Origin of the sequence: Mycetocola zhadangensis (assembly GCF_003668565.1) — a bacterium.
Classification (GTDB): domain Bacteria; phylum Actinomycetota; class Actinomycetes; order Actinomycetales; family Microbacteriaceae; genus Mycetocola_A; species Mycetocola_A zhadangensis.
The window spans coordinates 81,983-94,914 of the sequence record NZ_RCWJ01000002.1; the positions used below are offsets into that span (position 1 = coordinate 81,983).

The window sequence follows — 12,932 nt, forward strand, 5'->3', positions numbered from 1 at the left end:
TGGCTCCGGCGGGTGCCGGATGTTGTTTAGTACGTCGTGTCGTAAAGGTCCGGGCTGTTCAGCAATGCAACAAAGCCGATAGCCAGGAGGATGTATCCGAGCGTGTACAGCGCGCCGAGGATGATTCCGATGATCGCGAGGACCTTGCCCTGCTCACCCGTCTTTTTGATCTGGTTGAGCGAGATGATGCCGAGGACGATCGAGATGACCGAGAAGCCGAGCACACCGCTCACCAGGGTGATGATGGAGAGGACATTCCACTTGGCCGGCTGTGCACCGTACTGACCCTGGGGGGCTCCGTACTGGCCCTGCGGCGCGTTGCCGTACTGGGGAGCACCGTACTGCGGAGCCTGAGGCGCGCTGTACTGGGGTGCCTGCGGGTTCTGCCCGTATGGTGCCGGAGGCTGGTTAGAGCCAGCGTTGGGTACTGGCGGAATGTTGTTGTTGTTTTCGTCAGTCATTGTGCTCCTTTATAAGCCGGGTTCCAGACTGGCAGTCACCCAGTACGAGTGTCAATTACAGCGCGGCCCGTCGCGTGGGGAGAAGTACCCGCCCTCGCGTTACCGGTCGGTGCGAGCGACACAAACGGTCACATCTGGCCGGGGCCGGTGCGGGAAAAGTGAGCGGCGCGCGCCGCCGCATCCGCTTCGAGGTGTTCTCTCGACCGGTCGAGAACGTCGCCGTCGGAGTACGACGTGCGCTTGCTGCGTCGGTCCCGAATTCCGAGGAAGATGACGAGCCCGAGGATGAGCAGTGGAAGGGCGACGAGCAAAAGAATCGTTCCGAAATCCATGGTTATGCCTCCGTTCGAGTTCCTCCAACGTAGGGCGATACGCGCGCTCGAGCAAACGTGGCGCACAAACAGGTCGAGCGCCGCAACAGGTCAGTTGCGGCGCTCGACACGGTCGATCAGTGGCTTAGGCGCCCTTCAGCCGCTCAGCCAGGTAGACGTAGAGCTTGTCGATCGACACCCGCTCCTGTGCCATCGTGTCGCGGTCACGCACGGTCACGGCGTTGTCCTCGAGCGAGTCGAAGTCAACAGTGACGCAGAACGGGGTTCCCACCTCGTCCTGGCGACGGTAGCGGCGACCGATGGCACCGGCATCGTCGAAGTCGATGTTCCATGACTCGCGGAGTTCGGCAGCAACCCTCCGCGCGAGCGGCGAGAGAGCTTCGTTGCGGCTGAGCGGGAGCACGGCTGCCTTCACCGGAGCGAGGCGCGGGTCGAGCTTGAGCACCGTGCGCTTGTCTGTGCCGCCCTTCGCGTTCGGCACTTCCTCCTCGTGGTACGCGTCGACGAGGAATGCCATGAGCGAGCGAGTGAGACCGGCTGCGGGCTCGATCACGTATGGCACCCAGCGCTCGTTCTTGCCCTGGTCGAAGAACGACAGGTCCTTGCCCGAGTGCTCGGCGTGGGTGTTGAGGTCGAAGTCTGTGCGGTTCGCAACACCCTCGAGCTCACCCCAGTCGCCACCGGTGAAGCCGAACTTGTACTCGATGTCGACGGTGCGCTTGGAGTAGTGCGACAGCTTCTCAGCCGGGTGCTCGAACAGGCGCAGGTTCTCGGGGTTGATGCCGAGGTCGGTGTACCAGTTGAAGCGGTAGTCGATCCAGTACTGGTGCCAGTCCTCATCGGTGCCCGGCTCGACGAAGAACTCGAGTTCCATCTGCTCGAACTCGCGGGTACGGAAGATAAAGTTCCCCGGTGTGATCTCGTTGCGGAAGCTCTTGCCGATCTGGCCGACTCCGAACGGCGGCTTCACGCGTGCGGCCTGCAGCACGTTGGCGAAGTTGACGAAGATGCCCTGTGCCGTTTCGGGGCGCAGGTAGTGCATGCCTGACTCGTCCTCAACCGGCCCAAGGTAGGTCTTGAGCATCATGTTGAAGTCGCGCGGAGGGGTCCACTCGCCACGGGTGCCGCAGTTGGGGCAGGCGATTTCGAGCATGCCGGTCTCGGGTGCGCGGCCCTTCTTCTCTTCGAACGCCTCGAGCAAGTGGTCTTCGCGGAACCGCTTGTGGCAGTTCAGGCACTCGACGAGCGGGTCGGTGAAGACGCCGACGTGGCCGGATGCTTCCCAGACCTTCTTCGGCAGGATGACGCTCGAGTCGAGGCCGACGACATCGTCGCGGCGCGTGACCATGTACTTCCACCACTGGCGTTTGATGTTCTCTTTGAGCTCGACACCTAGGGGCCCGTAGTCCCAGGCGGATCGCGACCCTCCGTAGATCTCTCCGGCCTGGAAGACGAATCCGCGGTGGCGGGCGAGGGCGATGACTGAGTCGAGACGGCTGGATGCGGCCACTGTGGCTCCTGATACGAAAAAATTGCCCGTGCCGGCTTGCACAGACGCCCCTCAAGCTTAGCCGCGACGATTCCGGGACCATTTCGCAAGAGTGTTCGCTGAACGCGAGACGCCGCATGGTGACGGACCGCGGTGCTCAAACTTGCTCTGGCACCTGTCCGTGTGATCATCCCGTGAAAATTCGGGCGAGGATCGTCGAAGTGGCCGCCCACATGGCCGCGCCCATCGCACCGCCCACAGCCTCATCGGCCCGCTCTTTCAGCCATTTGATCGCACCTGACAGTTGGGGAGAGTCAGGAGCCAACTCCCCTCGTGCCGCCTGGTCAAGTGTGTCCGCCGCACTGTGAGCCTGCGAACGCTCAAGCGAGTCGAGGTGTTCGGAGTCTTGGCGAACGGCCATCGCCAAGTCAACAAGGTCCCGTGCCGAAATGTGAACGGAATTGCCAGCCACTATTTGAACCCCACCTATGTTGATGTGACCGTTCCCAACAAACGTGGGACCCCCCGCTCGCTCGGCGATCTGTAAGTCATAGGAGCCTTGCGTCAGCGCGAGGTGATGTGGGGGACTGCCCAGAAGTATTCCAATCAAGCCCCAGTCATTGGCGGTGACATATCCTCGACCAATCATCCATCGCGCCGCCTCGATCGCCTGGTGTCCGCTCAAGCCCTCCCAGAAGGACGGCGGAATCGCTACCGAGGTCCCCACAGCCCGTGTTGCTCGGAACAGTGCGTTCACGGTCGATTCGGCGATTTCCTCACACTGCACGTCGGTAAGAGTGCGTCTGGTGACCACCTTCCAACGCCATACGCCTACCCCCACAAGAACAGCGAACACCGCCAAGGCCAGCCAACTATCCATCTCTGCCCCCTCAATACGGACCGCTAGTTCTTCGTCAATAAGCCTGAATCCCACCACATTACGACCTCGAAGGATCTGACGCTGGTTCGTTGAGAGCAATCTGGCCGCCGTCTTAGCCATCACGACTATGAAACGCTCAACCGGGATGCTGGCCGGCAGCACCGAGCAACTTCATGCGGCGTGACCTCTTGCGTCCCGAAACCTAAGTTCACCTTGGCTTGGGCGCGCTGACATGGCGAGGGAGTGATCAGACAGCGTCCGTAGACTTGCCGCATGCCGAGACCCTCCGTCCACGAGTTCCACGCCCGTGGGAACGTCACAGTTGTCGCGGAGCGCGGAGTCCACACCGGAGCGTCGTTCATCCTGTTGCACGGCGTTGGAATGGGCAGACGCTACTGGGCAGCGCTGACCGACTCACTCGGCTTCGACGGCCGCGTGTATGCCCTCGACCTTCCGGGATTCGGCGACGCACCCGAGCCGGACGAGCCGCTCACCATGGCCGAGTTCGGCGACCTCGTTGCCGAACTCGTCGAACGGGAGGGCATCAAGCGTCCCGTGCTTGTCGGCCATTCCATGGGGGCCCAGGTTGCTGTCGAAGCTGCGGCGCGGCATCCGCTCGCCTTTGAATCGATCGTGTTGATCAGCCCAACGGTGAACCCGGCCGAACGCCGTGCGACCACCCAGGCGCTGCGGCTGGTGCAGGATCTTTGGGGCGCACAGTGGCGGGTCGTCGGTACCGGCGCCTTGTATTACCTCAAGGCAGGCCCGCGTTGGTACTTCACCACCCTGGCCGCGATGATGCGGCACGAGGTCGAGAAGACCCTGCCGCGGGTTCGCGCGAACACACTCATCGTGCGCGGAAGCGACGACAAACTCTGCCCGCGCGGATGGGTGGATCGGATGGTGGCTGCGATTCCGCGTTCTCGGCTCGTCGAGGTGCCGGGGACCGGTCACGAGGTGATGATGACGAACGGGTCGGCGGTAGCATCGCTCATCGTCAGGCACGAACGGGGGCACGTGTGAATCTTCTCGACAAAGCAGGGGTTTGGGCGCTCGACTACCTCGACGCGGCCGTGCTGCACGTGCGCGCGGTGGCCGGTGGCTGGAGGGTTCCGGCGCACTATGCGCACGGTGAGCCGGGCAAACCAACGATCGTGCTCATTCCGGGCGTCTACGAACGCTGGAACTTCCTCAAGCCGATCGCCGACCGCCTCTGGGAAGACGGCTACCCGATCAGCATCGTTCACGGGCTCGGCTACAACCTCCGCCCGATCGTCGAGACCTCCGACCGGCTCACCGCCGCACTCTCCCGCGTGCGGGCGAACCCGGCCGGCCGCATCATCGTCGCGCACAGCAAGGGCGGACTCGTCGGCAAGCACCTCATGCTCAGCCACAGCGACGATTTGGGCGTTCGCGGTCTCGTTGCCGTCTGCACCCCGTTTGCCGGTTCGCGCTACGCCAAATACGTGCTCGGGCAGACGTTGCGAGCGTTCTCGCCGACCAATGACACGATCGTGCTGCTCGGCCGCAACTCGAGCGTCAACGCCGAGATCGTGTCGATCTTCGGACCGTTCGACCCGCACGTGCCCGATGGCAGCGTCCTGGTCGGAGCGACGAACGTGCAAATCCCGGTCAGCGGCCACTTCCGCATTCTGCACTCCGCCGAGGCGATCGACGCGGCCGCAGACGCTGTGCGCTTGTTGGCGAGCCGTCCTGACACGCGAGTGACGGCATCCGCTGTTCAAAAAACGGCTCAGCCCACCGAACACCCCGACATCCTCGTCGCGGCCGTCGCGCTTCTTCGCGACAGGCACGTGCTCATGGTGCGGGCGCGCGGGCGAGATGTTTTGTACATGCCAGGCGGCAAAATTGATGAGGGCGAAAGCCCAGCGGATGCTGCCGCTCGCGAAACCCGTGAAGAGGTGTCGGTCGGTCTCGTTCCCGGCTCGGTTCACGAACTGTTCACGGTCGTAACGCAGGCGCACGGCGAACCGGACGGGCGGCAGGTGCGCATGGTTGTGTTCGGTGGTAAGGCGGATGCTGAGCCACAGCCGAGCGCGGAGGTCAGCGAGGTGCACTGGGTGACCACGGCCGATATCGACCGCTGCCCGCCGGCAGGGGCTGAGGTGCTGCGGCAGCTCGCGGCCCTCGACCTGATCGACTAGCTGGTCGGGTCCGGCGTTCGCGCGGCCTCGTCAAGTTCTTCGAACAGGGTGATCTGCAGGCCGGCCGGGGCGTCGAGCCGCGAGTTGAGGGAGTTCCACGGTGTCACCGTTGGCGGAGCGACCAGGTCAGCGCCGTGCTCGGTGAGGATCGCGGTGTGCCCCGTGGCATCCGTCACCTCGAAGGCGACCCTGAGACGCGGGGCGACCTGCCTGCCCACCTCGACGGCGTCGATCATGCGTTTCTGCGCGGGGTTGGCGATCTCGAGGGTGGCGCGGCCGGCGTCGAGGATCATCACGCGGGCGTCGCCGTCACCCTCGAACGCGGCCTCCTCCGGCAGGCCGAGGGCGTCGCGGTAGAAGGCGATGGCGGTGTCGAAGTCGTCGGCTTCGACGACCAGGCGCATCTGTAGGACTTTGCTCATGTCTGGGGCTCCTCTGCGGTTGTTGTGGGTGTAACCGCGGCGGCGCGTGCTGCCTTCCCGTGGGCGCGACCGGGTTTGCCGTGCCGGCCGTGCCGCTCGGGCTCAAACGGCTGTTCGGGCCCATCTCGAGGCGTTGCTCGGTCGCGAACGGCTGGCCGGGCGCATCTCGAGGTGTTGCTCGGTCAAAAACGGCTCGAAATCCGCGGAAACTCCAACCATTATCGACCGAGCAAAACCCTCGCTGCCCTGCTCGGTCACGAACGGCTGATCCACGCACCTCGAGGCGTTGCTCGGTCACGAACGGCTGGCCGGGCGCATCTCGAGGTGTTGCTCGGTCAAAAGCGGCTCGAAATCCGCGGAAACTCCAACCGTTATCGACCGAACGCGGCTCGATCAGCCGTTCGTGACGGAGCTGAGGTGCCCCGAACGGCTCCAACCGTTGCGCTAGGTGGATGGGCGCGGGTGCGACGGCGCCCGGTGCGGGGTTGAGGGCGCGAGGTGCGCCGGACGCGAGGTGCGCGAGACGCGACGTGCGAGGTGCGAGGTGCGCACGGCCTTGGTCGCCGGGCTGGGTGAGCCTATGGCTGAGCCGACGCGCGGCCCGGCCAGAGGTTTGCTTCGAGGCCACGCTCGAGTTTCGCCACCGTGTACAGGTCGGGCCAGGTCCGGCCCTGCAGAATCGCCGATATCGTGCTGTGGTCGACCCCCGGCAGCCTCCGCGGCAGCGCGAAGGGTGCGGTCGCCGATCGCGGCGCGGAGGTTAGCCGTGAATTGGCGGGCAACCTCGCCGACCGGGTCGGTGGATGCGGCATCGGGCCACCCATCGACGAGCTCCCTCGGCGTAGGTCGCGATGGTCGTGGCATACCTCGAGCGTAAGGGATCGGAGTTCGGCGAAGCCCGAGTTAGTGCACGTACTCCACGAGGTCGAGCCCGATCGTGTGCATCGCGTCGAGCACAGCGAGCCGCGTGGTGAGGCCCGAGTCGGTGAAGGACGCGGACACCGCGTATGCAACACCGGCTCGCGGTCCGCGAACAGCACCGACATCGGTGCGCACCCCAACGTCGGTGCCCGTCTTGTTGAAGATCTGGATGCCGTGGTCACCGCTGCGGTGCGCGAGCGGGTCGAGACCGAACGCCGATGCGACCATCGAGAGGTCATTGTTGAGCGAGAGCCAGCTGGTGACGCGCTGGCTCGTTTCCTGGTTCACGACTTCGCCGCGGGCCAGGGCGGAGAACAGCCAGGCGAGCTCTTTCATGGAGCCGACCGACAGTTGCGGGGCGTCATCGGGCCCGCGACTGTCACGCACCTTATCGAGAAGGGCCAGTCGCTTCAGGCCGATCGACTCGGCTCGTTCACGCACGGAGTCGAGGCCGACGCGACGGAGCAGAACGTTCGTGGCGAGATTGTCGCTTGTCGCGGCAACGAGGGCAGCCAGGTCGGCAACGGGAAAGGACGGCACCTGCAGGTGCTGCCAGATACCCGAGTTGCCGACGGAGTCGTCCGACTCACGATCGAGGATCGTGAGAGCGGCGAAATCGGGGTCGGAGAGTTTCGCCGCAACGTCGATCAGCAGAAGGACCTTGCCGATCGAGGCCGTCGGCATGACGACGTAGTCGTCGACGCTGAGCAGCTCGGCGCCGCTGGAGAGATCGGTGACCCGCGCGGACACCTGAACGCCGTTTCGCGCCAGGTAGCCGAGCGCCTTGAAACTGCGGGTGAACGACTCGCTCGGTTCGGTGGATCGGTGCTTGGCACGTCGACGATCCCGCGCACGCAGTCTCCCGTGGGAGTGCGGTGCTGGGGGTTGCTGAGTCGGCGGTACCACTGGGGTTCTCCATCACAAGAAGCGACTCGTCCGTGACCACTCGGAAGCGTGTGCCCGCGAACCATCGACGTCGATAACGGCCGACTGCTGCACTCGCCCCGTTCACCCTCGCGTCCGGTTTCGACCGTTTTCCACGCTACCCCAAATGCCCTCCCCGTATCTCAAAAATGCCGAGGAATGCACCCGGAATGGGGCTACCAGATGGTGACGCGCTCGGCCTCGTCGAGCCACAGCGCGTCTGTCGCCGTGACGCCGAACGTGTCGTAGAACTCATCGATGTTGCGCACGATCTGGTTGCAGCGGAACTCGTTCGGGGAGTGCGGGTCGATCGCTAGCAGCCGGATCGCCTCGGCGTCGCGGCTCTTCTGCTGCCAAGCCTGGGCCCAGGAGAGGAAGAAGCGCTCGGCCCCTGTGAGACCGTCGATCACGGGCGGTTCCTCGCCGCCGAGCGAAAGCAGGTACGCCTTCCAGGCGATAGAGAGCCCGCCGAGGTCTCCGATGTTCTCGCCGATGGTCAGCGCGCCGTTGACGTGGTTGTCGGGCACCTGGGCGGGAGCGAGCGTGTTGTACTGCTCGATCAGGGATGCCGTCCGCTGCTCAAACGCTGCTCGGTCTTCTTCGGTCCACCAGTCGGTGAGTCGTCCGTCGCCGTCGTACTTCGAGCCCTGATCGTCGAAGCCGTGCCCGATCTCATGCCCGATAACCGCGCCGATCGCACCGTAATTTGCGGCAGCATCGCGCTTCTCATCGAAGAACGGGAACTGAAGGATGGCGGCCGGGAAGACGATCTCGTTAAAACCCGGGTTGTAATAGGCGTTGATCGTCTGTGGGGTCATGAACCACTCGTCGCGGTCGAGCGGCTTGCCGATCTTGCCGAGCTCGCGGTCGAATTCGAACGCGCTGGCACGGCGCACATTGCCGAGCAGGTCGCGCTTGTCGACGGTAAGCGTCGCATAGTCGCGCCATTTCACCGGGAAGCCGATCTTCGGCGTGAACTTCTCCAGCTTCTCCAGGGCGCGCGCCCGGGTGGCCTCGCTCATCCAGTCGAGAGTGGAGATCGACTGCCGGTACGCCTCGACCAGGTAGTCGACGAGAACGTCCATCTGCTCCTTGGCCTGCGGCGGGAAGTGCCGCTCGACGTAGATCTTGCCAACGGCCTCACCCATGACGCCCTCGACCAGAGAAACACCGCGCTTCCACCGTTCGCGCAGCTCGGGCGTGCCCGAGAGGGTGCGGCCGTAGAAGTCGAAGTTCTCCTCGACGAAGTCACTCGACAGGTAGGGCGCAGCGCCGTGGATCACCTTCCACGCCAGCCAGTCCTTCCACGCCTCGAGCCGCGACGGAACGAGAAGCGGCGCGAGGTCTTCGAAGAAGCTCGGCTCGCGAACCACTACCTCATCGAAGGCACCCTCTGGCGCTCCAAGCCCCACCCGCCACGTTTCGAGCAGTCCGGCGGCTGCGCCGGATACCTCACGCGGGTCGCTGCCAACGGCGGCCGTCCCCGCGAACAGCGCCGAAGCATCCGCCCACGAATACAGGTTGTATGTCGCCTCGCTGTCGCGGGTGCGCACGTTGTCCCAGTGGGCAGCGGCGATGCTCGTCTCGAGCTCGAACACCCGCTGGGCCCGCACATCGGCGGCCGTGGCCTCCTCACCGGCGGGAATGCCGTCAGCGGCAAGCTCGAACAAGCGCTGCACGTGGGCCAGGTAGGCCTCGCGAATCGCCGCGAACGAGTCCTCGCGGTAGTAGCTCTCATCGGGCAGCGAGATGCCGCCCTGCTCGATCTGCACGAGGTAGCGCTCGGGGTTGCCCGGGTCGTTGTCGACGTAGAGCTGGAAGAAACCGCCGACTCCGGCCCGCTCCAGCCCCGCGACCGTCGACACCAGCTGCTCGATCGACTCAATCGCGTCAATCGAGGCCAGCTGCTCGGCGATCGGCGCCACCCCAAGCGTGTCGATCAGTTCGTCGTCCATGAAGCTCGAGTAGAGGTCGCCGACCTTGCGCTGCTCGAGAGCCGTGTCGCCTGAGGGCTCCCCCGTGGCATCCTGCGCCTCGGAAATGATGTCCTTGACGGCCTTCTCGGCCTCTTCGGCCAGCTGGTGGAAAGATCCCCAGCGCGCCTTATCGGCTGGAATCTCGGTGCGATCGAGCCATTTGCCGTTCACGTGGCGGTAGAGGTCGTCCTGCGGACGCACCCCCTTGTCGAGTTCGTCGAGTGCAATACCGGAGTCGAGCGGTGCGTTCGTCATGATTCCACCCTAGTTGTGAGGCGGTTTTGACAGGCGAGCGGATGCCATCGGCAGCGTCGGCGCGTTACGCCCGGTTAAGAGGCGGCCGGCTCCACAGCGAGGGTCCTGACGAACCGGAGCACAAGGGCACGGTGCCTGTCGATGTCGCTGCGGCCGTTCTCGCGCGTGTTTGGGTGCCACTGCTCGCACAGGGCAATGAGTGCCTCGAGGATCGTCACGGCGTCCCAGTCCGTCGTGACCAGACCGGCGTCCTGCAACCGAGCGAGCTCGGAGACAGCACCAACGCCGCTCTGGCCGGTGTCCATCAGCTGGAAGAACTCGTCTTCCCGCTCGAGTCTGGCCCAGGTCATCGTGCGGGTGTTGGCGGGGTCATTCACCACGAAGTCGAAGATCGCGTTCGCCAGCGAGTCGATGTCGCGGTGCTCGGTCCTGATCGCCTCGGCGAGGCTGGCCGCGGCATCGAGCACGACCGCGTCGAAGAGTCCCTGTTTGTCTGAGTAGTACGCGTAGATCCGTTGCACGTTGGCGCCAGCCGCTTTGGCGATGCGCTCGACTCGACCGCCAGCGAGCCCGTGCGCGGCGAATTCTTCCCTCGCGGCGTCGAGGATGACCTTTCTGGTCCGAACCGATGGCGATGTCATGTCATCATGATAGAGCTAAAAAGCAAATACTTATTTGGAAAAGGTTTCCTGTGTCAGTTCCGTCCGAAGCTCCCCTCTCTACCAAGCGCCGCTGGTGGGTGCTCGCCATCGTGGCGCTCACCCAGCTGGTGGTCGTTCTCGACGGCACCATCGTCAACATTGCCCTGCCGCAGGCGCAGGCCGACCTTGGGCTCACCGATGTCGAACGCCAGTGGGTCGTCACCGCGTACGCCCTCGCCTTCGGTGCGCTGCTCCTTCTGGGCGGACGTATCGCCGACTACTGGGGGCGTAAGCGCTCATTCATGGTCGGCATGGTCGGCTTCGGTATCGCCAGTGCATACGGCGGACTCATCGGCACCGGTATCGAACTCATCGTTGCGCGCGGCCTTCAGGGCCTGTTCGCCGCACTGATGGCACCGGCGGCTTTGGCCATCCTCACAACGACGTTCCCCTCCGGCCGTGAGCGCAACACGGCGTTTGCGGTCTTCGGCTCGATCGGTGGAGCGGGCGCCGCTGTCGGCCTCGTGCTCGGCGGAGTGCTCACCGAGTTCTTCAGCTGGCGCTGGTGCCTCCTCGTCAACGTGCCGATCGTCCTGGTTGCGATGATCGCCGCCGCGTTCCTTCTCCGCGAGAGCAAGGCAGAGGGCGACAACAAGTACGACTTCCTCGGCACAGTGCTCGTCGCGTTCGGACTCGGCGCACTCGTTTACGGTCTCACCCTCGCCGAACACGGCTGGAACTCGCTCGGCGTCTGGGCCTGCCTTGGTGCCGGCGTCGTGCTGATGGCACTCTTCTTCTACTCGCAGTCCAAAATCGCCCAGCCGCTACTCCCGCTTCGCGTCATCGCGAGCAGGGTGCGCGGCGGTTCGCTCCTGCTCCAGATGGTGTCCGGCAGCGTGATGATCGGCATGATGTTGTACGTCACGCTGCACCTGCAGATCGTGCTCGGATTCTCACCGCTCCTGGCCGGCGTCGCCTCCCTCCCACTGACAATCGTGATCAGCATCGTCGCACCCATCGCAACCAAGCTCCTGCCCCGCATCGGACCGAAGCCGCTCATGGTCGCCGGCCCGCTCATCGCCGCGGTCGGCATGGTCTGGTTGAGTGGGCTCACATCCACCGGCGGCTACCTGGCCGAAATCCTCCCAGGCATGGTGCTCCTCGGCATCGGAATGGCCATGCTCTTCGTGCCGATGCAAAACCTCGCGCTTCTCGGAGTCGAACCCCACGACGCTGGGGCGGCGAGCGCGGCGAACACGGCGGCCATGCAGATCGGTGGCTCAATCGGCCTCGGGATTTACACCGCGCTGTACACGGCGGGCAGCGCGAGCGGGACCGGCTTCGACGCCCTGGTCTCCGGTTACTCCGCAGTCTTCATCGGAACGGCCGTCGCGCTGGTTGTTGGTTCGATCATCGCGGCCACGTTCATCCGCGGCCCCAAAGAGACGCTGATGCCCATGGGCGAGCCGGCCGAGAAGGTGCTGCACCTCGGTTAGCGGCCCACGCCCTTCCTTCCGACGGCTCGTCCGTCGGAAGGAAGGGCGTTTCACTTTTTAGAGCGCGGCCACCCCGGCTTCAGCGACGGTCTGGTCCTGCTCGCCCGACCCACCGCTCACGCCGAGGCCACCGACAACTGTCCCGTCGCGGGTGATCGGAATGCCGCCGGCAAAGATCATCACCTTGCCTGCGTTGCTCGCGGAAATGCCGAAGAACTGCTGGCCAGGCTGCGAGTTCTCGGCGAGGTCCCTGGTCGAGATGTCGAAGGCACGCGCTGTCCACGCCTTGCTGATCGAGATGTCGACGCTCCCGATCCAGGCGCCGTCCATTCGTACGTGGGCGATGAGGTTTCCGCCGGCGTCAACGACGGCGATGTTCATGGGCTGGCCGATTTCCTGGGCCCGTTTCTCCGCGGCGGCGATGAGGGTGCGTGCGTCGTTGAGGGTGAGTGCGTTCATGGTGCTCCTGACGTCGGTGTCGAACGAGTTGCGCCCATCGTACGTTCCTTCAGTCGGCGCGCTCGAGGGTTCCGATCTCCTGATCGGCGCTGTCGAAGATCTGAAGCTCATCGTCGTTGCCCGCAACCAGGGTGGCCGAGGCCGCCCCGCTCAGCCAGGTATCGACGCCCTCGCAGGCCATCAGTGTGCTGGCGATGTCGGAGAGGAGCACCGTGTCCCCCTCCACGCTCCATGTCCCGACGAGGCGGTTGCAGCCATCGGTGCCCGTGAGCCCTCCCTCTGCGTCGAACACGAGGTTGGGTTCCTGCACAGCGGTGGATCCCCAGGTGCCGACAAGCGTGTTGGTGGTCAGCGCCTTCGCTGTTTCGGTTGCCTTCGGCGACGGCTCGTCGCCTGACCCGCCCGACGAGGCGCACCCACCGAGCAACAGCCCAGCCGCGAGCGTCGAGACGGCAATCGAAACCCGGGAAACCGGAAAACGTGAAGCGACCATGGTGCACCTCCGATGTGG

General features: G+C 64.7%; 14 protein-coding genes. 3 read left to right on the forward strand and 11 right to left on the reverse strand.

The features are described 5' to 3' along the window. Positions 1-26: 26 nt before the first annotated feature. From D9V28_RS06855 to D9V28_RS06870, 4 genes are all read right to left on the reverse strand, one after another. Positions 27-461, reverse strand: a complete 435-nt coding sequence (locus D9V28_RS06855; RefSeq protein ID WP_121659007.1) for a DUF4190 domain-containing protein — start codon at positions 459-461, stop codon at positions 27-29. A 128-nt stretch (positions 462-589) separates the two neighbouring features. Next, entirely contained in the window at positions 590-793 is a 204-nt protein-coding gene (locus tag D9V28_RS06860) for a hypothetical protein (RefSeq protein WP_121659008.1), read from the reverse strand. A 124-nt stretch (positions 794-917) separates the two neighbouring features. After that, a complete protein-coding gene (locus D9V28_RS06865; protein WP_121659009.1) occupies positions 918-2,303 on the reverse strand; it encodes a glycine--tRNA ligase in 1,386 nt (461 codons plus the stop codon). Positions 2,304-2,469: 166 nt separating this feature from the next. Beyond that, on the reverse strand, positions 2,470-3,324 hold the full coding sequence (locus tag D9V28_RS06870) for a hypothetical protein (RefSeq protein ID WP_121659010.1): 855 nt from the start codon (positions 3,322-3,324) through the stop codon (positions 2,470-2,472). A gap of 111 nt (positions 3,325-3,435) precedes the next feature. On the opposite strand from D9V28_RS06870, the gene D9V28_RS06875 reads away from it, so the two are divergent. Next, complete coding sequence (locus D9V28_RS06875) at positions 3,436-4,185, forward strand: alpha/beta fold hydrolase (protein WP_121659011.1); 750 nt, start codon at positions 3,436-3,438, stop codon at positions 4,183-4,185. Then, positions 4,182-5,327: an NUDIX hydrolase gene (locus D9V28_RS16255; RefSeq protein WP_229727937.1), complete on the forward strand. Its 1,146-nt coding sequence runs from the start codon at positions 4,182-4,184 to the stop codon at positions 5,325-5,327. Before D9V28_RS06875 ends, D9V28_RS16255 begins: the two co-directional genes overlap by 4 nt. Here D9V28_RS16255 and D9V28_RS06890 read toward each other — a convergent pair. From D9V28_RS06890 to D9V28_RS06910, 5 genes are all read right to left on the reverse strand, one after another. After that, a complete protein-coding gene (locus D9V28_RS06890; protein ID WP_220700469.1) occupies positions 5,324-5,749 on the reverse strand; it encodes a VOC family protein in 426 nt (141 codons plus the stop codon). The genes D9V28_RS16255 and D9V28_RS06890 overlap by 4 nt on opposite strands. 444 nt (positions 5,750-6,193) lie before the next feature. Continuing rightward, on the reverse strand, positions 6,194-6,613 hold the full coding sequence (locus D9V28_RS15925; RefSeq protein ID WP_147440930.1) for a hypothetical protein: 420 nt from the start codon (positions 6,611-6,613) through the stop codon (positions 6,194-6,196). A gap of 39 nt (positions 6,614-6,652) precedes the next feature. Then, positions 6,653-7,576 carry a serine hydrolase gene (locus D9V28_RS06900; protein WP_229727935.1) on the reverse strand — a complete coding sequence of 308 codons (924 nt, stop codon included), beginning with the start codon at positions 7,574-7,576 and terminating at the stop codon, positions 6,653-6,655. 194 nt (positions 7,577-7,770) lie between these two features. After that, positions 7,771-9,825 (reverse strand): M13 family metallopeptidase, encoded by a 2,055-nt coding sequence (locus tag D9V28_RS06905; RefSeq protein ID WP_121659014.1) that lies wholly within the window; start codon positions 9,823-9,825, stop codon positions 7,771-7,773. A 74-nt stretch (positions 9,826-9,899) separates the two neighbouring features. After that, positions 9,900-10,466 carry a TetR/AcrR family transcriptional regulator gene (locus D9V28_RS06910; protein ID WP_121659015.1) on the reverse strand — a complete coding sequence of 189 codons (567 nt, stop codon included), beginning with the start codon at positions 10,464-10,466 and terminating at the stop codon, positions 9,900-9,902. A gap of 50 nt (positions 10,467-10,516) precedes the next feature. On the opposite strand from D9V28_RS06910, the gene D9V28_RS06915 reads away from it, so the two are divergent. Next, positions 10,517-11,962 (forward strand): MFS transporter, encoded by a 1,446-nt coding sequence (locus D9V28_RS06915; RefSeq protein ID WP_229727933.1) that lies wholly within the window; start codon positions 10,517-10,519, stop codon positions 11,960-11,962. Between the two features lie 57 nt (positions 11,963-12,019). Here D9V28_RS06915 and D9V28_RS06920 read toward each other — a convergent pair whose 3' ends face one another. Both D9V28_RS06920 and D9V28_RS06925 read right to left on the reverse strand, forming a co-directional pair. Next, positions 12,020-12,421 carry a GlcG/HbpS family heme-binding protein gene (locus D9V28_RS06920; protein WP_121659017.1) on the reverse strand — a complete coding sequence of 134 codons (402 nt, stop codon included), beginning with the start codon at positions 12,419-12,421 and terminating at the stop codon, positions 12,020-12,022. A 49-nt stretch (positions 12,422-12,470) separates the two neighbouring features. Further along, a complete protein-coding gene (locus tag D9V28_RS06925) occupies positions 12,471-12,914 on the reverse strand; it encodes an META domain-containing protein (protein WP_121659671.1) in 444 nt (147 codons plus the stop codon). Positions 12,915-12,932 lie beyond the last annotated feature (18 nt).

Coding starts and splice junctions, on each gene's coding strand:
- D9V28_RS06875 (WP_121659011.1), top strand. CDS start 3,436: ATGCCGAGACCCTCCGTCCACGAGTTCCACGCCCGTGGGAACGTCACA.
- D9V28_RS06920 (WP_121659017.1), bottom strand. CDS start 12,421: ATGAACGCACTCACCCTCAACGACGCACGCACCCTCATCGCCGCCGCG.
- D9V28_RS06890 (WP_220700469.1), bottom strand. CDS start 5,749: ATGAGCAAAGTCCTACAGATGCGCCTGGTCGTCGAAGCCGACGACTTC.
- D9V28_RS15925 (WP_147440930.1), bottom strand. CDS start 6,613: ATGCCACGACCATCGCGACCTACGCCGAGGGAGCTCGTCGATGGGTGG.
- D9V28_RS06925 (WP_121659671.1), bottom strand. CDS start 12,914: ATGGTCGCTTCACGTTTTCCGGTTTCCCGGGTTTCGATTGCCGTCTCG.
- D9V28_RS06910 (WP_121659015.1), bottom strand. CDS start 10,466: ATGACATCGCCATCGGTTCGGACCAGAAAGGTCATCCTCGACGCCGCG.
- D9V28_RS06860 (WP_121659008.1), bottom strand. CDS start 793: ATGGATTTCGGAACGATTCTTTTGCTCGTCGCCCTTCCACTGCTCATC.
- D9V28_RS06855 (WP_121659007.1), bottom strand. CDS start 461: ATGACTGACGAAAACAACAACAACATTCCGCCAGTACCCAACGCTGGC.
- D9V28_RS06905 (WP_121659014.1), bottom strand. CDS start 9,825: ATGACGAACGCACCGCTCGACTCCGGTATTGCACTCGACGAACTCGAC.